Origin of the sequence: Vibrio lentus (genome assembly GCF_030409755.1) — a bacterium.
GTDB classification, from domain to species: domain Bacteria; phylum Pseudomonadota; class Gammaproteobacteria; order Enterobacterales; family Vibrionaceae; genus Vibrio; species Vibrio lentus.
In genome coordinates this window covers 623,855-642,310 of sequence record NZ_JAUFQE010000002.1, presented here as the reverse complement: position 1 = coordinate 642,310, position 18,456 = coordinate 623,855, and the positions used below count along the sequence as shown (strand labels likewise).

Sequence of the window (18,456 nt, the reverse complement as noted above, 5' to 3'; positions counted from 1 at the left end):
GCTACAACCCCCTTTCCTTGATCCACTCGCGAACCTTAACGCCAGATTCAAGTCCGTTAACACCAGAAGTCACCACGCGGTCACCATCATTTAAACCCGAAACAATATGACGTTTTTCATCGATCACAATCGCAACTTCTTCAACAATGCCGTCGTTATTCACGCGCCATACAGAGACATCGTTTCCGTCAGTCATCATCGCAGAGGTTGGAATCTTGGTTGCCGCTGCTTGTGCAGACACCAGTTTCACAGTCCCAGACATGCCCGGCAGTATGCCAATATCAGTAGGTCTCTCCATTATCATGGTGACTTTGTAAGAGCCTGTTTTTGGATCCGCTTCGGTATCGACCTCTTGAAAAGTCAGTTCGTAAAAATGTTCTGGAAAAGCATCGAATACCATGGTCGCGTCTGTTTCAAAACCTGAAGAAAAGCGAGTAATTAATTGGTCAGGTAATAGGAAGACGACTTTGAGGATTTGATTGGTTTGAATATTCATTACTCCTTGCTTCGCCGCAATATACTCGTGGTTTTCAGCAGGAATAATAGAAATGGTGCCCTCATAAGGCGCAATCAATGTGGTGTAGCGTAAGTTAGCTTTCGCTTGATTCAGTACAGCTCGAGCAGAATTGTGGTTGGCTTTCGCTTGATCAAAATCTTGCTCTGAGACCACTCTATCTTTACGCAGTTTAATCGCACGCTGATACTGCACATCGGCAAGTTTGAAGTTAGCTCTGGCTTGTTTCTCTAGTAGCTGATATTCATCAGGGTTGAGCATCGCCAGTTTTTCGCCTTTTGATACCTGTTGCCCAGCAGTAACATCGAGAGTTTGTAACAAACCTGGAACACGAAAGGCCAAGACAGCTTTATCGCCCGCTTCAGTGGTTGCGGGGAAATTTCGTTCAAAGGCATTATTACCAACGGAGACAGTGAAAAGTTTGGCGGGTCTTGATTCGGGCTCAGGAACAGGAGGCAGCTCCTTACCACACCCAGATAACCCGGACAGGGTTACCAACAGGACTAGGGAGGCTTTGTACATGGTGATCATCCATATCTATAAGTATCTTATTAACATAGATTAATCACATGTAAGTTACCAGTTATGACAATATTTATTTAGACAAAATTATTAAAAAAATAACGGCTTGGGATAAATTTTCCTAAACCGTTCTCTATTATTTTTAGGGTAACACACTACATGTTCTTAAATGCACGATCGACTTTGAATGTGTCGGAAGTAACATAAGCTTCCATGTTGCGTACACTGGTCTCTAACGTCTGGAAATCACCCTCTAAAGTGCCCAATAAAGACTCTGCAGTTTGCCCCTTTTCCCAAGGCTTTTGCTTCAGCGTGTGTTCTTGCTTAGCTTTCATTTGGTCGACATACTGAGGTGGTTGTTTTTCCAGCATAAATGTTAAAGCTAAATACGCTAACAATACCAGAAAGCTACCACCAAGCAGTGCAGCAGAGATAACCAAGATACGAACCAACCAAACTTCAAGGCCAAAGTAGTTCGCTAACCCTGCACACACGCCCGATAATTTGCCGTTAATGGGATCGCGATACAATTCTCTACTCATAGTTTCGTCTCCAGTTTGGCGACTCCGCATCCAGTATTTTTTCCAGGGTTTTTACACGATCTTGCATGGATTCTGCTTGCTCTGAAAGCTTGTGCAAGCGCTGAAGATCGGTTTCTGAAAGACCATTACTGGATTTCTTCTTGCTGCGGTAATGTAAGAATAACCATAGCGGTGCCACGAAGATCAAAAAGACAATCAGTGGACCTGCAATTAGAAATGTTGACATAGACAACTCCTAAAATTATTTATCGCGGTTTTCAACTTGTTGCTTCAGTTTCGCCAGCTCTTTTTCGATTTCATCTTGAGCTTGTAGATCTGCAAACTCTTGGTCTAACGATTTTGCGTTACCCGTTTTGGCGTAAACGTCCGCTTCAGCTTCTAATTCGTCCACTTTACGCGAGAATTGCTCAAACTTCGCCATTGCTTCGTGGGTTTTGCTTGAATGCAGATGCTTTTGAACATCACGACGATTGCTTGCTGCATTATTACGAATCATTAGTGCTTGCTGCTTTGCACGTGTTTCTGCGATTTTGGTTTCAAGCTTGCCAATCTCACTTGTCAGCTTTTCGATGGTTTCATGAACCAAAGTTTGCTCGGTATGAAGGCTTTTGATGATGTCTTCTAGCTTTTGCTTTTCGATTAAAGCAGCTCTTGCCAGATCTTCACGTTGCTTAGTTAGCGCGAGCGTCGCTTTATTTTGCCAATCTAGAATCTGAGTTTCGATAGCTTCAACTTTACGCGCTAGCTCTTTCTTATCTGCGATTGCTTTTGCTGAGTTCGTGCGAACCTCAACCAGCGTGTCTTCCATTTCTTGGATAATCAGGCGAATCATCTTTTCAGGATCTTCAGCCTTATCCAATAATGCACTGATGTTTGAATTTACAATGTCTGCAAAGCGAGAAAAAATACCCATGAGGAACTCCTTAATTACAATGATGGCAAATGTGCTTTAAATCGATGTTCGATTTCTCAATCCACTTGCTCACAAATTTACGTTTGTTGTTAAACCTACCATAAGTAATCCAAGTAGCGTGCCAACTTTTAAGCTATTTATTTTCAATCACTTACAATAAAATGGTGATTAACGCGAACCATGCTATGATGAATTTAACCAAGTATTGGTATTTTTCACCACTACTCTCTTACTTAAGCGATTTAAATAAAGCTCTCTGACTCACATCAACCAGTGTTCAAACCTGACAAGGACCCGCTATGCAGCAGAATCTTATTGGTGAATCCCCAAGCTTTCTCTCTGTTTTAGATAAAGTTTCTCAATTAGCACCAATCGAAAGACCGATTCTGATCATCGGGGAGCGTGGTACAGGTAAAGAGCTGATCGCGCAAAGGTTGCATTACCTTTCAAGACGCTGGGATCAACCTTTGATCTCGCTGAACTGCTCAACACTCAGTGAGGGTTTGATTGACTCGGAGTTGTTTGGTCATGAATCGGGCTCTTTTACCGGTTCAAAAGGCCGTCATCAGGGGCGCTTTGAAAGAGCAGAAAGTGGGACGCTGTTCTTAGATGAGTTGGCAACAACCCCTCTTTCGGTTCAAGAAAAACTGTTGCGTGTTATCGAATACGGCCAGTACGAACGTGTAGGTGGGCAAAAGGCATTAAGTGCCAATGTCAGGCTAGTCTGCGCAACCAATGCCGACTTGCCCGCAATGGCACTCAAAGGTGAATTCAGACCTGATCTTTTAGACAGACTCGCCTTTGATGTCATTACCATTCCTCCTCTTCGCGAAAGAAAAGAGGACATCACGTTGCTCGCCGAATATTACGCCATCAAGATGTGTCGAGAGCTCGAATTGGAGCTTTTTGTCGGCTTTGCGCCATCGGCTGTTGAGGCGTTATTGGATTATTCTTGGCCTGGGAATGTGAGAGAACTCAAAAACGTCGTTGAACGTGCTATCTACCAGCACGGTAGAAATCCATATCCTATTGAATCTTTGGTGTTTAATCCGTTTCAACCAGCATGGAAAACTGAGCAAAATTCTGCTGAAGAAACTGGCAATGAGCCAACCAACAGCCATACTTCATCTGAAGGCGCTTTTTCTTTGCCTCTCGATTACAAAGCATGGCAAGAACAACAAGATATCAAACTACTCAATCAAGCCTTAAAGCAAAGTAAATACAACCAGAAACAAGCCGCCGAATTACTTGGGTTAACCTACAACCAATTACGTGGAATGGTGAGGAAGTACGCGATTGTCGGACAAGCGAACGATAAATAGCTGTCCACGCTTGATTATTATTTGGAGCCGAATAAATAAAATGTTAAATTGTCCGGATCTTGAGGCTCCTCTAACGCCTCGTTTCGAAAAGTATTTCTTTTTATGAAAGCACTAATAAGACTATCACTTAGCATCTGCACGCTTGGCTTTTTAGCTGGATGTGGTGAAAGTGTCGATCACGCGCAAATCCGTGAAAAAGGCTTCACTTATTGTGGCCAAGGTAACCCTAGTACGTTCAATCCGCAGCTGGTTGATAGTGGCATTACCTCTGAATCGTTGAGTCCTCAAATCTTCGATACGCTGCTCACTCTTGATCCCATGACATATCGACCAAAACAGAACCTAGCAACCAGCTGGTCTGTCGACAAATCAGGTACAGAGTACACCTTCACATTACGACCAAACGTTTCGTTCCAAACCACCGATTGGTTTACACCGACTCGTAGCCTAAACGCACAAGATGTGGTCTTTAGTTTCGAACGTATTGTTGATAGCTCCAACCCATTCCATTATGTGGGTGGCGGTTTATATCCATGGTTCGCTGGCATCGATTTTCAAAACCTGATTGTTGATATTACGGCGGTCGATGACCTAACCGTAAAATTCCAATTAAGTCGCCCAGACAATTCATTTCTCAACAATATCGCCACCAGCTACGCCGTCATTCACTCCAAAGAATACGCCAACAAGCTTGTCGCCTCGGACGAGAAAAACGAACTCGACTCGAAGCCTGTTGGTACGGGGCCCTTTTACCTAGACGAATACCAAATCAATGACCTAGTGCGCTTGAAAAAGAACAAGCACTACTGGAAGGGTGAGGTACACATGGACCAAGTTGTGTTCGACACTTCCCAACGTGGTACCGGAACACTGGCCAAACTGCTTCGCAGTGAATGTGACGTGTTGAATTCACCGATCTCTAGCCAAATCCCAATTATTCAAGCTCATGAAGAGTTAAAGATTTCCGCCACGCCTGCGGTGAATGTCTCTTTCATCGCGCTCAACACTGAGCACCCTGCACTGCGTGACTCTCGTGTAAGAAAGGCGTTGAATTTGGCCATCAACCGCCAAAACATTCTCGACTCGGTTTATTACGGTACGGGCACGAAAGCTTACACGCTGTTGCCTCCAACTTCTTGGGCTTACCAAAAAGACAGTGTTCAAGTTCGCTATGACCGCAATTATGCCGTTGCGCTTCTTAAAGAAGCCGGCGTAGAACCTGGGCTAGAGCTGTCAATGTGGGTGCCTCTAGAGCCAAGAGCTTACAATCCGAGCCCAAGAAAAACCGCAGAATTAATCCAAGCTAACTTGGCCGATATAGGCATCGAACTGAAGCTCTATACCGATGACCGGTTCGACCGCACACAGCTGTCTTCTATCGCCTCTACCGATCTGCTTCTGACTGGCTGGATTGGTAATACGGGTGACCCAGATAACTTCTTACGTCCCCTGCTTTCTTGCAGCTCTGAACGTGCCGGATTAAACGTTTCTATGTGGTGTAACTCAGACTTTGATTTCCTTCTGGATCTCGCTTTGGAAATCAATCAACAAAGGCACCGTGTGAACTTGTATCGACAAGCCCAAAACATTCTCAATGAAGAAGTTCCTGTGATCCCTCTGGCTCACGGCGTGCAATTTCGCGTGCACGACCGTTCACTGACCGGCTTTAAACAAAGTCCGTTCAATGCCCAACCTTTTGATCAAGTCAGAAGAGAGGTGCGCTGATGTTTTGGTACACACTGAGACGCGTTAACTTATTCGTTATTACCCTCGCTATTCTTACGTTAGTGGGCTTTTCCCTGCTTCGACTAGACCAAACTTCACCTTGGGCGATTCAAGATTTTTGGCCCGGTTGGATTAGCTATATCACCGAGTTATCAACACTTAACTTTGGTTTGAGCAAGCATGGTGTGCCGATCATTGATGAGCTGGTTGTGGTATTCCCTGCCACTCTAGAGCTGTGTTTCTTCGCCTTTATTCTCGCGCTATTCATCGGTATTCCTTTTGGTACGATTGCGGGTATGAGACAAGGCAAGTTTGTCGATACCACCATATCGTTTACCTCGATGGCAGGTTATTCGGCCCCTATCTTTTGGGTCGCGTTGCTGATGATCATGGTGTTCTCTTTGCATTTCGAGATGTTCCCAGTTGGCGGTCGTTACGATCTTCTTTATGAAATTGAACATGTGACTGGATTTGCGATGATCGATGCGTTCTTCGCCGAAGGTAAATATCGCGCGCACGCTCTACAAAGTGTAATAGAGCATATGGCATTGCCTTGTCTGGTTTTGGCATTAGCGCCAACCACTCAGGTTATTCGACTGATGCGTGCATCCGTGGCGGAGGTAATGACACAAAACTACATCCGTGCAGCACGAATTAAAGGTCTTTCAACGCGAGAGATCGTCACTCAGCACGTACTAAGAAATGCGATTCCACCGATCATTCCAAAAGTCGGTGTTCAATTATCGAGTATGTTAACGCTGGCTATTATCACCGAGTCTATCTTCAACTGGCCGGGCATTGGCCGCTGGCTACTCGATGCTCTGTCTAATCAAGATTACGTTTCAATTCAAGCAGGCGTGATTGTGGTCGCGACGCTGGTTCTGACTGCGAATATTTTGTCAGATCTGTTGGGTGCAATGGTCAATCCACTGGTAAGGAAGGAATGGTATGCTAACAAATAACGTCTACCAGGAAGAACAAATTCCAACCCAGTTTGAACGTTTCTGGCGAAGCTTTCGTGCCAACAATCTAGCGATGTTTGGGTTATGGTGTTTGGGGCTGATCATTTTAGTGACGATAACTTCACCTTGGTTGGCACCACATGATTCTCAAGAACAAACGGGACATTTGTTAACACCGCCCTCTTGGGATCCAGCTGGCACTGTAGAGTATTTCCTTGGCACCGATGACTTGGGTCGAGACATTCTTTCTCGTCTGATTATTGGTTCACAGCTAACCTTTGGCGCAGCAGTTATCATTACCTTCATTGCAGCGGTTATCGGATGCCTGATTGGCGTTCTCGCAGGCATGACTCGTGGGTTGCTATCAAGCACGCTAAACCACTTGCTTGATACCGTTATGTCGATTCCTTCCTTACTGCTCGCGATCATCTTTGTGGCTTTTCTCGGCTTTGGTGAGTTTAATATCTTACTGGCGCTGTGTTTGGCTCTAATACCACGCTTTATCCGGTCGGTGTACATTGCCGTGCATGCCGAGGTAGAGAAAGACTATATTCTGGCTTCGCGTCTTGATGGTGCGAACGACTTCTATTTGTTATGGAACTCAATTGTTCCTAATATTCTGACCGTTGTTGCGCTTGAGATTACACTGGCGCTGTCTGTCGCTATTCTCGACATCACCGCTTTGGGCTTCTTAGGCTTAGGCGCGCAAGCACCGAGCACTGAGTGGGGCTCTATCTTGGGTGACTCAGTTGAACTAATTTACCTAGCACCATGGACAGTAACCCTACCCGGCTTAGCTATTATGTTTACCGTTATCGTTGTTAACCTCGTGGGTGAAGGTGTTCGCCAAGCGCTAAATGCAGGAATCGAATAATGCCGTTACTTGATATTCGACACCTAACCATCGAAATTGAAACCCCACAAGGGATGGTTAAAGCCGTTGACCGAATGAGTCTGACCCTGAATGAAGGGGAAATCCGTGGTCTGGTGGGAGAATCAGGCTCGGGTAAAAGCTTGGTTGCGAAAGCGATCGTCGGAGTTTGTAAAGAAAACTGGAAAGTGTCTGCTGACCGAATGCGCCTTGGCAATATCGATTTGCTTCAGTTGACACCCAAAGAACGACGTCGTGTGATTGCTCGCGATATCGCGATGATCTTCCAAGAACCATCCTCCTGTCTTGATCCCTCTGAAAAAGTGGGTCATCAACTTATTGAATCGATTCCTTCATATTCCTTCGAAGGTCGATGGTGGCAACGATTCAAATGGCGTAAGAAGCAGGCCGTTGCTCTACTCCATAAAGTCGGCATTAAAGATCACTCTCGCCTGATGGACAGCTATTCGTATGAGTTGACTGACGGTGAATGTCAAAAAGTCATGATTGCGATGGCGATTGCAGCCAAGCCAAAGATCTTGATTGCCGATGAGCCGACAAACGATCTCGATCCAATTACACAATCACAGATTTTGCGCCTGCTGAGTCGGATGAATCAACTTCACAACACGACGATTCTCCTCATTGGTCACGATTTAACGACCATTACTCAATGGGCAACACGAATCACCGTGATGTATTGTGGCCAGTCAGTAGAATCAGCGGATACAGCCAAACTGTTGGATGTGCCAAAGCACCCCTATACCGTCGCGCTGCTCAAAGCGATGCCCGACTTCAACGATTGGATTCCACACAAAGAAAAATTGCAGTCGCTACCAGGGTCAATCCCTCCATTGCAGCATCTACCGATTGGTTGCCGATTAGGGCCACGCTGTCCTTACGCACAAAGACAGTGTGTCGAGATCCCTCATACCAAACGTATTAAAAGCCACAAATTTAATTGTCACTTCCCTCTCAATATGGAGAAGAAAAAGAAATCATGAGTGCATTATTAGAAGTCAGCGAGTTATCAAAAGACTTTACGACACGCTCTGGTCTTTTCCGTAAGAAGATCCATCAGGCAGTGAAACCTGTGAGCTTTAGTCTGGAGGCCGGTCAAACTATTGGTTTTATTGGTCAAAATGGCTCTGGAAAATCGACATTGGCTCGAATGCTTGCAGGTATGGTTGAACCAACATCAGGCGAGATTCGTGTTAACGGTGAAAGGCTAGAGCACAAAGACTATTCAACGCGCTGTAAGCTGATTCGTATGATCTTCCAAGATCCCAACACATCGCTGAATCCGCGCATACAGATCGGTCGAATCCTCGAAGGCCCTTTAAAGCGAAACACGGGCATGCCTCCAGAAGCCCGTATGAAGCGTGTGAAGGAAACTTTGTTGCGTGTTGGACTCTTACCAGAGCACGCTTACTTTTACCCGCAAATGCTGGCTGCAGGTCAAAAACAAAGAGTATGTTTGGCGCGCGCTTTAATCCTTCAACCATCGATCATTGTTGCGGACGAAGCGTTGAACGGTTTAGACATGGCGATGCGTTCTCAGATCATCAACCTGTTCTTAGAACTGCAAGAAGAGATGGGCGTATCATTTGTTTATGTGTCTCAGCATATCGGTATCGTTAAACACATCACAGATAAGATCATTGTCATGCACGAAGGAAACGTCGTTGAGTCTGGGGAAACACATGAAGTGCTCACCAACCCAACCCACCAGATCACTCAAAGACTGGTAGAAAGCCATTTCTTCAAAGCACCGAACCACTAGCTCACAAATTCGCTCCCATCGCTAATAAGAACGTAGAGATGGGAGGTTTCGATGTGGTTCTCAAGGAGGAGAAACACTTGTTGATACGAATTCCAAACCTCACACAAGCTCTCTTACTTGCATTCCCTATATTAACATTTCCGTTATTAGCACTACTTTCTTTCAACGCTGCCAGCACTCCACTCACTTGGCTTGATAAAACGTTTGTCGAAAACGCATTTTATGATGTCGCGTTACGCCATGAATACGCTCAAGGCAACAAACCGCTCGCCAAATGGAAACGTCCAATCAAAATATGGATCGACCACCGAGTTGGCGACGAAGAGCTTCATCAAGAACTCACCGAATTGCACATCCAGCACCTAGCGAAAGTCACGCAACATCCGATTAAAATCGTCACTAGAGAATCGGATGCAAACGTTAAATGGATATACACAAGGCAGAGTCAGTGGATAGCTGAAGCCAAAACTGTACTCAAACTGAAATCGACACAGCATCTAAACAGCGCCATCTGTACTGCAGGCTATCGAACTAATTCCAAAGGGGAGATTGTATATGCAGGGATTGTGATCCCAGTGGATCAAGCGAGAGCAAGAGGAAAGCTGGTCGCCTGTATTGTTGAAGAGATCACACAGGTGCTTGGGTTACCCAATGACTCAGACAAAGCCTACCCTTCTATATTCAATGACTACACGCCTGAAGACTTATTATCGCCACTAGATGTGGTACTACTAAAGCTGTTGTATGAACCAGAATTGAAGGTTGGAATGACCGAAACAAAAGCAAAGCCCATTGTCCGAAAAATACTGAAGAGATACAGCGAAACAGGCATTCTTCAACAAGCTTCTAAAGCAGCACAGCAGGCGCCTTTGTATCTACTGATTGGATACTAATAAAACTATCAAAATAAACGGTGAAATCAGAATTTCTTTCCTACAATAATCTAAATGGATTAAAAGGAAAGGAGACCGCTTGGAAGACCAAATCAAACAGCCTTTTAAGTGGCGAGATTATAATTTAGGTTTATGCCTGATTTTTCTATTCTCCGTTCAGGCTTTTTACATACAGTCATCCATGATTCTAAATGCGGATGTCTCCTTCTTATCTCAAATGGCTATTTACTCAGAAGGTAGTGATTTTTATCTTCAATTCTACGAAGTTAATCCCCCTCTCATTGTTTATATTTATAAACTATTCATTTCAATTGGTTCTTTTTTAAATATCAATGACATATCAGCCTTAAGAGGGGGGATGTTAATCTACATATTTTTATGCTCTAGTATAATACTATACAATTTTATTAAAATAAAAAATGGATTATTGCTCGCCTTAACTCTATCCTTCTGTCTTTTCTTTACGTTCCCTAATGATTTTCTTCAACGAGAACATATCATCACCAGTTCGTTCCTTTCATATTGCAGCATGATATCAATAAGGCTACTAGGAATAACTCCAAGTAAGAAAGTTATAATTGCTAACATTCTAATTATAGCTTTAGCCATTTCATTAAAACCACAATATGCAATGGTTTTTTTAGTATCCGAGTTCTATCTTTCCTATCATTTAAAGTCCATTAAAACAATATTTAGGAAAGAAAACATCTTTATATTATCAATTGGGTTAGTATATGTTTCGTTTGTTTACTTAAATCATAACACGTATTTTTCAACAGTAGTTCCATTAGCATCTATATCCTACTCTTCTTATTTTATATCAATAGAAGATCTCTTTTTATTACCAGTTATTTTGCTGCTAGTGTCTTTTCTTCCATTAAGATATGTCTATACACACAGCCGCAACTCACCTCTATTAACTACAGTAAATTATTTAATATTTATATATCTATCTTCTATTGCGACTTTTTTAGTAGGCAGAACCGGATTCAGTTATCACTTACTCCTGAGCGCTAATTTAACCTTATTTTTTATTTTTTTGTTTATGTATTCATCAATAGTCAGTTTACGTACCAAGCGAAGATTCAAAGATATAATACCACTATCTTTAGCCATTTGTTCCCTTGCTTATTTACACAGCATGAGTTACTACAATGTCTTGCCAAACAGCAATTTATCTGTCAATCACAACAATATAGACAGCTTAGTTAGTATCGTTTTGGATAACGAGGAAAACCGTCATTTATCACCTTTATTTAATTCAATAGCATTGTCTTCAACCCCTCAAGACAAGGTCTTCGCAATAACGACCACACTTTACCCTATAAATTCGATAGCTAGGCATAGCCAGTTACAATGGGTTAACAAGTTTCCGGCGATGTGGTCATTACCTAATCACGTGAATAGTGATAATGAGGAAAGCCGGGATGTTTTAAAACTAGTTATAGAATCTATAAAAAATGACATTGTATCTAATTCCCCTGAAATAATAATTATAGAAACCAGTAAAGAACTTAAAAGACTTCCTCCAGAGTTTTCATTTATAGACTTCATTAAAGCAAACTCTGTCATATCTGAAGAATTAAATAAATATGCAATATTTGATACTATAATTATTAGAAAATACAGAGACATGGAGTTTACAATCTATAAAAGGATTTCAGATGAGTAAACTTATAAGTATAATATGCCCCGTATTTAACGAGGAAAATAGCCTAATTCCTTTTACATCAGAAATATCAAAAATTTTTGAAAACTTGGATTATGACTTCGAGATAATATTCATCGATGATGGGTCTATTGATTCGACTTTAATGAAAGTAAAACTGATTAAGGAAGAACATAATAATATTTATTTTATATCCTTCACTAGAAATTTTGGTAAAGACGCAGCACTGACAGCAGGGCTCAATTACGCTAAGGGGGACGCTGTAATACCAATGGATGTTGACCTACAAGATCCCCCTAATCTAATTCCAAAAATGATCGAACTATGGAAATCAGGGAAAGACATAGTACTTGCTAAGCGAGGCAGTCGCTCAAAAGACTCTTGGCTTAAAAGAAACTCAGCAACCTTCTATTATTACCTAATGGACAAGATGGGAGACCAGCATCTTCATTCAAATGTTGGAGATTTCCGATTAATGAGTCAACGTGTTGTCGCCGCTATCAACACCTTAGAAGAACGCTCCAGATATATGCAAGGGTTATTATCATGGGTAGGTTACGATGTCGCTATTATTGAATTTGACAGAGTAGAGCGCCATTCTGGAAATACAAAATTCAATTATACAAAACTGATCTGTCATGCTTTAGATGGCCTAACAAGCTTCAGTATAGTTCCACTGCGATTTTGGGGATTTCTTGGTTTTATTTTCTCCAGTATTGCTTTTATATATGGAGGGTATATTACACTGTATACCCTCATCACCGGTGGTGATACAGATGGTTTTGCTTCCATATTTGTTGCGATTGTATTTTTTGGTGGAGTTCAGTTGATCAGTATCGGTGTTCTAGGGGAATACATAGGTAGAATCTATATGGAGGCCAAATCTAGACCGATATACCTAATAAAAGAGAAGGCGATTAAGAAGAAATAAGGGTGGTTCTAATTTATTCGTCGAACTGAAGCAATAGAACATGGCTAAAGCGCTGTCTAACAAAAGACAACGCTGGCTTACAATTTGACGAGAGAATTAGCGCTTAGCAGCTTGCTTCTTCAGTTCAAAATCGAATTCGTCAGGGAACAAGATAACCCCTTCTTCTTGCTCGTTCGGGAATACCACAACGGCAAGTTCATCGTCTTCTAGACCGTTAGTCCAACGACTGTGCCACTTGTTCAAAGAGATAGACTCAGCTTTACACTCAGACCAATCACCCGTTGCCCACGATTCTGCGAACTCTTGGTTTGGCCATACTGGAACACAATCTTCGTCTTCGGTGTTCAACATCACACAACCGTGCTCATCGGTTAAGATCCATACTTCACGGTTTGCTACGATTTCTTTCACACAGTATTTCAGGCGTTGCTCACCCGTATACTTATTAATTTCAGCGATTTTTTTATCGTCTAGCTGTGTAGTCATCTTAATTTCCTACGTTAGTCAGTAACTTTGTTCATTTTATGCTGAGTAGCATTAACTTCAAATATTTCTATTGAGAAGAAAGTCTACTTCAAAGAAAAACGCCTGCTAAATTAGCAGGCGTTTATAATTAAGCGACTTGGTTAAACAAGCTCGCCTTGAAGCCAAGGCCAACCTTGCTTCTTACGGCTCAGTGTATTTTCCATCATCAATACACCGTCTTTCTCGAATTTAACCAACTTATCAGCCCACTCACCTTTGTATAGAAGACGAGTTTGAGCTGTAGTGATATCTGTCAGCATTACTGCAGCAAACGCTAGACCATCTTTCTCACAACGCGCTTCAAGATCAGCTTCTAGCGCTTCGATCATGCCGTCTACTTGCTCAAGAGTAGCAAGCTCAACTTGACCAACAACAACATCGCGACCGTTGAATGGGTAGCCTTTAAGGTCTTTTTCTACTAGCTGTGCAGCAGATAAGCCTTCGATGTTTGTTTTAGCAATTAGAAGTGCTTTGATGAAAGCATCAACGTCTGTTACGCCAGCGATTTCAGCAAGCTCAGCAACAGCGTCTTTGTCTTTTTGAGTACATGTTGGAGAAGCAAAACCAACCGTGTCTGAAAGAATTGCAGACATCATCAGTTTAGCGATCTGTTGAGAGATAGCGTGACCTTCAATCTTGAACATGTTGAAAAGTACAGTGTTTGTACAACCAACAGGCCAGATCCAAGCTTCCATAGGGTTAACTGTCATCACGTCACCTAGACGGTGGTGATCGACAATGCCTACGATCTCTGCTTCAGCAACATCGTCTGGTGCTTGTGCTAGATCTGAGTAGTCTACTAGCCAGATTTTCTCACCAGCAACAGAAGTACGAAGCTCTGGCTTTTCAGCACCAGCGACTTCTAGAATGTGTTGAGTTTCGCGGTTGATCTCGCCTTGGCGAATTGGTGTCGCTTCCTCGCCACGAGCTTTAAGAAGCTCCGTTGCAACTAACGCACTACAAATACTGTCACTATCAGGGTTTTTGTGACCAACAACTAAAATCATGTTTCTTCCTATTACACTAACAATTATGACTCTACCTTTAGAGCCTCTCTTTATTAGCCATACTTTACCTCATTTTTTTAGATTGGTCATGTTTCCTAGGTTTAGCCAATGGTAACAATAGATAAAAAAACAACAAATGCAATTGATAATTATTATCATTCGTATATATTTATCTCAAGCCACTAATTTTGAGTAACACCTATGGATCGACTAATCTCTTTTTTGCCAAGCAGTAGCGCTGCGAAAACAACTCAGTTTTCACTGTCTTTTAAGCGCCTGCTATTGCCGATTTCACTTGCAGCATTGGTTGCGGCCCCAGCTACACGAGAGCTGACGGTAACGACCTTGTCAGACGCATTCTGGGCGGTATCTTGTTATGTCGCTTTAACGTTAGCCATTTACCACTGGTTAAGCTTGTACATCAATAAAGACAACGTCTTCAACAAGCTCGTACATCAGTCTCGGTCTAACCAAGTGGTGTTTGCTGCGCTAATGGGGGCATTGCCTGGTTGTGGTGGTGCGATAGTCGTTACCACGCAATTTATTTCCGGGAAGTTGGGATTTGGAGCCGTCGTTGCTGTACTGGTTTCCACCATGGGTGACGCTGCCTTCTTGTTGATTGCGAGCGAACCTAAAACAGGCTTAGCCATGATGGCAATGGGCGTCATTGTCGGTACAGCGTCAGGTCGCATCATCAACCTATTTCACGCTGATGACTTCTTACGTCCGAAACAGTCAGAAAAAAATGAAGCAGCGCGTAGCTGTTCATCACAATCTCAAGAGGAAGACAAAGAAGCCGTTTCTAAAAAGGCGATTAACCTACAGGGCTACTTATGGTCTGTACTTATTATTCCCGGTGCTGCGGTAGCCCTACTTGGCTCTTTTCAAGTCGACGTAAACGAGTTGCTTGCGTTACCTGAAATGTCGATGGAATGGACAGGCACTATCTTGCTGATTAGCTCGATGTTTCTATGGGGTCTGACTCGTGAAATTGAAGATTATAAATCGGCCGTCAGTGAAGATGAGAAGTGTGTTGGCTCACACCCGCTACAAAAAACCGCTCAAGATACTAACTTCGTGACAGCTTGGGTTGTAGTAGCCTTTCTTTTCTTTGAATTTGGCTCTGTGATAGCAAATGTGGATTTTGCGACGCTATTCTCAAGTTGGGGCATCATGCTCCCCCTGGCTGGCGTGTTGATGGGGCTATTACCTGGCTGTGGTCCTCAGCTACTGGTGACGAGTCTTTATCTTTCAGGTGCCCTGCCACTCTCGGCTCAAGTCGGTAACGCTATTTCGAATGATGGTGATGCGCTATTCCCAGCGATTGCAATGGCACCGAAAGCGGCGCTTGTCGCGACCTTGTATTCCAGTGTGCCCGCTTTGATTTGTGCATACGGTTATTGGTTTATGTTCGAACTGTAGCTTGACGCTCAAGGCTTAGGTTTATAATCGAAGATTAAGTTTCTATCCAAGTCTCCGGTTGATATCTAGAGTTCAAGCTTAACTCCATAGGTTTCTATTAGGTCGGTACTTTGTATCGGCCTTTTTGTTTCCGTCTGCCTAAGCCCTTAAAACAGATTCTTTGTACATTCCCTTCCTGCTTCATGCTCATGCTCATGCTTCTACAGCCTACCTCAAACAGCACGTTATAGCCTGTCTCAAAAACGCCCCTCTTGACGCTATTACAATGCTTAAATAGAAATCCCAACTCCGTACACTAGAAAAAAAAAGCCCCTGTAAGAGTACTTACAGGGGCTTTAATTCAAGCTTTAGTCTTGGTTCTTAAGTACAAGACTTAAGAAACTTCGATTGGACCACCGAATGAAGTTACTGGAGGCAGTTTGCCTTGGAACTTCTCGAAATCAACCAAACATGTGTTTGCTGACGTTGCTTGAGCAAGTTCAGACGTACCGATGTCTTGAGTTAGTGTGTTTGGATCGCCGTATGTATCTAGCGCGCCCACTTTCTCGTTGATAGGGCCGTACCAAGCACCTTCTTCGATACGAACAACACCAGGAGCATAGCTATCCATTAGAACAGCACCTGCTAGTAGTTGACCACGGTCGTTGAATACACGTACTACATCGCCGTCTTTGATGCCTTTCTTCTTAGCATCCGTTGGGTTGATGTAGATTGGCTCACGGCCTTGTACCGCGTAAGTCGCACGCCACTCTTCAGATTCACACATCTGAGAGTGAAGACGCTTGTCTGGGTGACAAGATTGTAGCCAGTACGGGTGTTTGTCAGAGCCTGGACCACCGTGTGAACGTTCAGATTTCTCGAACCACATTGGGTGTTCTTGGCAGTGCTCGTAACCCATATTGCCAACAGTACGGCTTGTGATTTCGATGAAACCAGAAGGCGTGCCTAGTGCGTTGATCTCTGGGTCTTCACGGAATGAAGCGTGACGAGTCCATGGCTTACCTTTACCGAAGTCTAGGAAACCTTTCTCCCAGAACTCAGCAAACTCAGGCATTTCAATCGTGCCTTCATTCGAAGCGCGGCAATCGTCGTATAGAGATTTAACCCACTGCATTTCGTCCATACCACGCGTGTAATCGTCGTAGCGACCCCAACGCTTAGTCAGGCTAGACATGATCTCGAAGTCAGTCTTAGACTGGAACAAAGGATCCACTAGCTTGTGCATTGCGATCAAACCACGACCAGAGTACGCACCGTAACCATCGATATCGTTACGTTCCCACTGAGTACAAGCTGGAAGAACAATATCAGAATGACGACAAGTTGCAGTCCACGCGAAGTCAACAGCCACTACAGTTTGTAGGCTCTTGAATGCTTTACGCATCTTGTTGCGATCTTGGTGGTGATGCCACGGGTTGTTACCACTGAAGACCATCATCTTGATATCTGGCAGCGTCACAGTAGAACCGTTCGCTTTGATCTTCTTACCAGGTTCAAGCAGGCTATCTACCCAACGAGCAACTGGAATTACACGGCTGTAACCGTTGTAATCTGTATTGGTGTACTTAGGTGATTGACCTTGGTCGATGTTCAGCGGGAAAGAACCCGGAGCAGCGAAACCAGTCGAAGATACACCGATACCTGAGTAGTGGTGACCGTAAGAGATACCGCCGCCAGGTAGACCAATTTGACCAACCATTGCTGCGATAACTGCACACATCCAGTAAGGCTGCTCACCGTGTTGTTGACGTTGAATACTCCAACCAACAAGAATTTGTGTACGGCCGTTAACCAACATCTTAGCGAAATCACGGATAGATTCCGCACTTGCGCCACAGATAGCTGAAGCCCATTCTGGCGTCTTCTCAACTTTGTCTTTCGTTTCACCTTGAACGTACTTGATGAAATCTTCAAAACCTAGACAGTAAGTTTCGATGAACTTCTTGTCGTATAGGCCTTCGTTGTAAAGAACGTGAGCAACACCCAGCATGAACGCCACATCAGTTTGTGGGTTGATGTACATCTGCTCGTTTTCTAAGTAACGACCTGTTTTGTTCTTCACAGGGTCAACAGAAACAACGTTGATCTCTTTCTTAGCAACTTTTTCTTTCAGCTGTTCTAGGTATGCGAACGACTCGTGAGTCTCACACGTCCAACCTACTTGCAGGTTCTTAACTGGATCGTTACCCCAAAGAACAATGTTGTCACTGTTTTCTAGGATAAGTTCCCAAGATGTACCTTGAGCATATACTTCAGTAGAACCTAGCACGTAAGGCATGATCGTTTGACCAGCACCTGTCGAGTAGTCACCGATTTTCTTCACAGAGTAACCGTGAAGTGCCATTGCACGTTGCATGTGGTTAGTACAGCTGTGGAACTGACCTGTTTGTCTCCAACCTGTTTGACCAGTGTGAAGCGCCCATGGACCGTAATCTTTCTGTACACGTTCTAGTTCGCGGTAAACAAGGTCTAATGCCTCATCCCAAGTAACACGAACAAAACGGTTGTTACCACGCGTGTCTGCGCTGTATTTGTGCTTCTTCAACCAATCTAGGCGAACCATAGGGTAACGCACACGTGATGGGCTGTAGATAATCCCCTTGATACCTTTCAACATCTCAGTTGGATGCTGATCGATTTCTAGAGGCTTAATTTCTTGTACTTTACCCGCATAAACGCGAGCTCGGAATGCACCCCAGTGAGAACCAGAGACTTTCCACGTACCATCAGTTTCTGCAGCTGAAGCCGATGCCGACGCCAATAAGCTAGGACCGATAACCGATGCCGCACTTGTTGTAGCGACACCTTTCAGAAAACTTCTTCTTGTAATTGCCATTGTGTTACTCCAATTGACG

General features: G+C 43.6%; 17 protein-coding genes. 10 read left to right on the top strand and 7 right to left on the bottom strand.

Annotation, left to right across the window (positions count from 1 at the left end):
* Position 1: 1 nt before the first annotated feature.
* From QWZ07_RS11320 to pspA, 4 genes are all read right to left on the bottom strand, one after another.
* The gene (locus QWZ07_RS11320) at positions 2-1,036 is read right to left on the bottom strand and encodes an efflux RND transporter periplasmic adaptor subunit (protein WP_192852731.1); all 1,035 of its coding nucleotides are present in this window, start codon (positions 1,034-1,036) and stop codon (positions 2-4) included.
* 155 nt (positions 1,037-1,191) lie between these two features.
* Positions 1,192-1,578, bottom strand: coding sequence for an envelope stress response membrane protein PspC (pspC, locus tag QWZ07_RS11315; RefSeq protein ID WP_032499058.1), 387 nt, complete (start codon positions 1,576-1,578; stop codon positions 1,192-1,194).
* On the bottom strand, positions 1,571-1,804 hold the full coding sequence (gene pspB / locus QWZ07_RS11310; protein WP_009848775.1) for an envelope stress response membrane protein PspB: 234 nt from the start codon (positions 1,802-1,804) through the stop codon (positions 1,571-1,573). The genes pspC and pspB overlap by 8 nt, the downstream gene beginning before the upstream one ends.
* A 15-nt stretch (positions 1,805-1,819) precedes the next feature.
* The gene (gene pspA / locus QWZ07_RS11305) at positions 1,820-2,491 is read right to left on the bottom strand and encodes a phage shock protein PspA (protein WP_004734604.1); all 672 of its coding nucleotides are present in this window, start codon (positions 2,489-2,491) and stop codon (positions 1,820-1,822) included.
* Positions 2,492-2,790: 299 nt separating this feature from the next.
* Here pspA and pspF point away from each other — a divergent pair, with 299 nt between their 5' ends.
* The 9 genes from pspF to QWZ07_RS11260 all read left to right on the top strand — a co-directional run bounded on the left by pspF (position 2,791) and on the right by QWZ07_RS11260 (position 12,647).
* The gene (gene pspF, locus QWZ07_RS11300; protein ID WP_192852730.1) at positions 2,791-3,813 is read left to right on the top strand and encodes a phage shock protein operon transcriptional activator; all 1,023 of its coding nucleotides are present in this window, start codon (positions 2,791-2,793) and stop codon (positions 3,811-3,813) included.
* Between the two features lie 102 nt (positions 3,814-3,915).
* Positions 3,916-5,538: an ABC transporter substrate-binding protein SapA gene (gene sapA / locus QWZ07_RS11295; RefSeq protein WP_192852729.1), complete on the top strand. Its 1,623-nt coding sequence runs from the start codon at positions 3,916-3,918 to the stop codon at positions 5,536-5,538.
* Positions 5,538-6,500 (top strand): ABC transporter permease, encoded by a 963-nt coding sequence (locus QWZ07_RS11290; protein WP_017108393.1) that lies wholly within the window; start codon positions 5,538-5,540, stop codon positions 6,498-6,500. The genes sapA and QWZ07_RS11290 overlap by 1 nt, the downstream gene beginning before the upstream one ends.
* Positions 6,487-7,374, top strand: coding sequence for an ABC transporter permease subunit (locus tag QWZ07_RS11285; protein ID WP_017108394.1), 888 nt, complete (start codon positions 6,487-6,489; stop codon positions 7,372-7,374). The genes QWZ07_RS11290 and QWZ07_RS11285 overlap by 14 nt, the downstream gene beginning before the upstream one ends.
* A complete protein-coding gene (locus tag QWZ07_RS11280; protein WP_017109900.1) occupies positions 7,374-8,375 on the top strand; it encodes a peptide ABC transporter ATP-binding protein in 1,002 nt (333 codons plus the stop codon). Before QWZ07_RS11285 ends, QWZ07_RS11280 begins: the two co-directional genes overlap by 1 nt.
* Positions 8,372-9,154, top strand: coding sequence for a peptide ABC transporter ATP-binding protein (locus QWZ07_RS11275; RefSeq protein WP_017108396.1), 783 nt, complete (start codon positions 8,372-8,374; stop codon positions 9,152-9,154). Before QWZ07_RS11280 ends, QWZ07_RS11275 begins: the two co-directional genes overlap by 4 nt.
* A gap of 38 nt (positions 9,155-9,192) precedes the next feature.
* The gene (locus QWZ07_RS11270) at positions 9,193-10,047 is read left to right on the top strand and encodes a DUF2927 domain-containing protein (protein WP_225998393.1); all 855 of its coding nucleotides are present in this window, start codon (positions 9,193-9,195) and stop codon (positions 10,045-10,047) included.
* Between the two features lie 79 nt (positions 10,048-10,126).
* Positions 10,127-11,719: a hypothetical protein gene (locus QWZ07_RS11265; RefSeq protein WP_192852728.1), complete on the top strand. Its 1,593-nt coding sequence runs from the start codon at positions 10,127-10,129 to the stop codon at positions 11,717-11,719.
* Positions 11,712-12,647, top strand: coding sequence for a glycosyltransferase family 2 protein (locus QWZ07_RS11260; RefSeq protein WP_192852727.1), 936 nt, complete (start codon positions 11,712-11,714; stop codon positions 12,645-12,647). The genes QWZ07_RS11265 and QWZ07_RS11260 overlap by 8 nt, the downstream gene beginning before the upstream one ends.
* A 96-nt stretch (positions 12,648-12,743) precedes the next feature.
* On the opposite strand, the gene QWZ07_RS11255 is transcribed toward QWZ07_RS11260, so the two are convergent.
* Together QWZ07_RS11255 and QWZ07_RS11250 are read right to left on the bottom strand one after the other, a co-directional pair.
* Positions 12,744-13,133, bottom strand: coding sequence for a DUF2750 domain-containing protein (locus QWZ07_RS11255; protein ID WP_004734596.1), 390 nt, complete (start codon positions 13,131-13,133; stop codon positions 12,744-12,746).
* A 140-nt stretch (positions 13,134-13,273) separates the two neighbouring features.
* Positions 13,274-14,179 carry a manganese-dependent inorganic pyrophosphatase gene (locus tag QWZ07_RS11250; RefSeq protein ID WP_017104082.1) on the bottom strand — a complete coding sequence of 302 codons (906 nt, stop codon included), beginning with the start codon at positions 14,177-14,179 and terminating at the stop codon, positions 13,274-13,276.
* Between the two features lie 201 nt (positions 14,180-14,380).
* Here QWZ07_RS11250 and QWZ07_RS11245 point away from each other — a divergent pair, with 201 nt between their 5' ends.
* Entirely contained in the window at positions 14,381-15,601 is a 1,221-nt protein-coding gene (locus QWZ07_RS11245) for a putative manganese transporter (protein WP_102560878.1), read from the top strand.
* A gap of 373 nt (positions 15,602-15,974) precedes the next feature.
* Here the strand turns inward: QWZ07_RS11245 and torA are convergent, their stop codons facing one another.
* Entirely contained in the window at positions 15,975-18,437 is a 2,463-nt protein-coding gene (torA, locus tag QWZ07_RS11240; protein WP_192852726.1) for a trimethylamine-N-oxide reductase TorA, read from the bottom strand.
* Between the last annotated feature and the right edge of the window lie 19 nt (positions 18,438-18,456).

Excerpts from the sequence above, each read along its gene's own strand:
- QWZ07_RS11320 (WP_192852731.1), bottom strand. The coding sequence starts at position 1,036 with ATGTACAAAGCCTCCCTAGTCCTGTTGGTAACCCTGTCCGGGTTATCT.
- pspC (WP_032499058.1), bottom strand. The coding sequence starts at position 1,578 with ATGAGTAGAGAATTGTATCGCGATCCCATTAACGGCAAATTATCGGGC.
- pspB (WP_009848775.1), bottom strand. The coding sequence starts at position 1,804 with ATGTCAACATTTCTAATTGCAGGTCCACTGATTGTCTTTTTGATCTTC.
- pspA (WP_004734604.1), bottom strand. The coding sequence starts at position 2,491 with ATGGGTATTTTTTCTCGCTTTGCAGACATTGTAAATTCAAACATCAGT.
- pspF (WP_192852730.1), top strand. The coding sequence starts at position 2,791 with ATGCAGCAGAATCTTATTGGTGAATCCCCAAGCTTTCTCTCTGTTTTA.
- sapA (WP_192852729.1), top strand. The coding sequence starts at position 3,916 with ATGAAAGCACTAATAAGACTATCACTTAGCATCTGCACGCTTGGCTTT.
- QWZ07_RS11290 (WP_017108393.1), top strand. The coding sequence starts at position 5,538 with ATGTTTTGGTACACACTGAGACGCGTTAACTTATTCGTTATTACCCTC.
- QWZ07_RS11285 (WP_017108394.1), top strand. The coding sequence starts at position 6,487 with ATGCTAACAAATAACGTCTACCAGGAAGAACAAATTCCAACCCAGTTT.
- QWZ07_RS11280 (WP_017109900.1), top strand. The coding sequence starts at position 7,374 with ATGCCGTTACTTGATATTCGACACCTAACCATCGAAATTGAAACCCCA.
- QWZ07_RS11275 (WP_017108396.1), top strand. The coding sequence starts at position 8,372 with ATGAGTGCATTATTAGAAGTCAGCGAGTTATCAAAAGACTTTACGACA.
- QWZ07_RS11270 (WP_225998393.1), top strand. The coding sequence starts at position 9,193 with ATGGGAGGTTTCGATGTGGTTCTCAAGGAGGAGAAACACTTGTTGATA.
- QWZ07_RS11260 (WP_192852727.1), top strand. The coding sequence starts at position 11,712 with ATGAGTAAACTTATAAGTATAATATGCCCCGTATTTAACGAGGAAAAT.
- QWZ07_RS11255 (WP_004734596.1), bottom strand. The coding sequence starts at position 13,133 with ATGACTACACAGCTAGACGATAAAAAAATCGCTGAAATTAATAAGTAT.
- QWZ07_RS11250 (WP_017104082.1), bottom strand. The coding sequence starts at position 14,179 with ATGATTTTAGTTGTTGGTCACAAAAACCCTGATAGTGACAGTATTTGT.
- QWZ07_RS11245 (WP_102560878.1), top strand. The coding sequence starts at position 14,381 with ATGGATCGACTAATCTCTTTTTTGCCAAGCAGTAGCGCTGCGAAAACA.
- torA (WP_192852726.1), bottom strand. The coding sequence starts at position 18,437 with ATGGCAATTACAAGAAGAAGTTTTCTGAAAGGTGTCGCTACAACAAGT.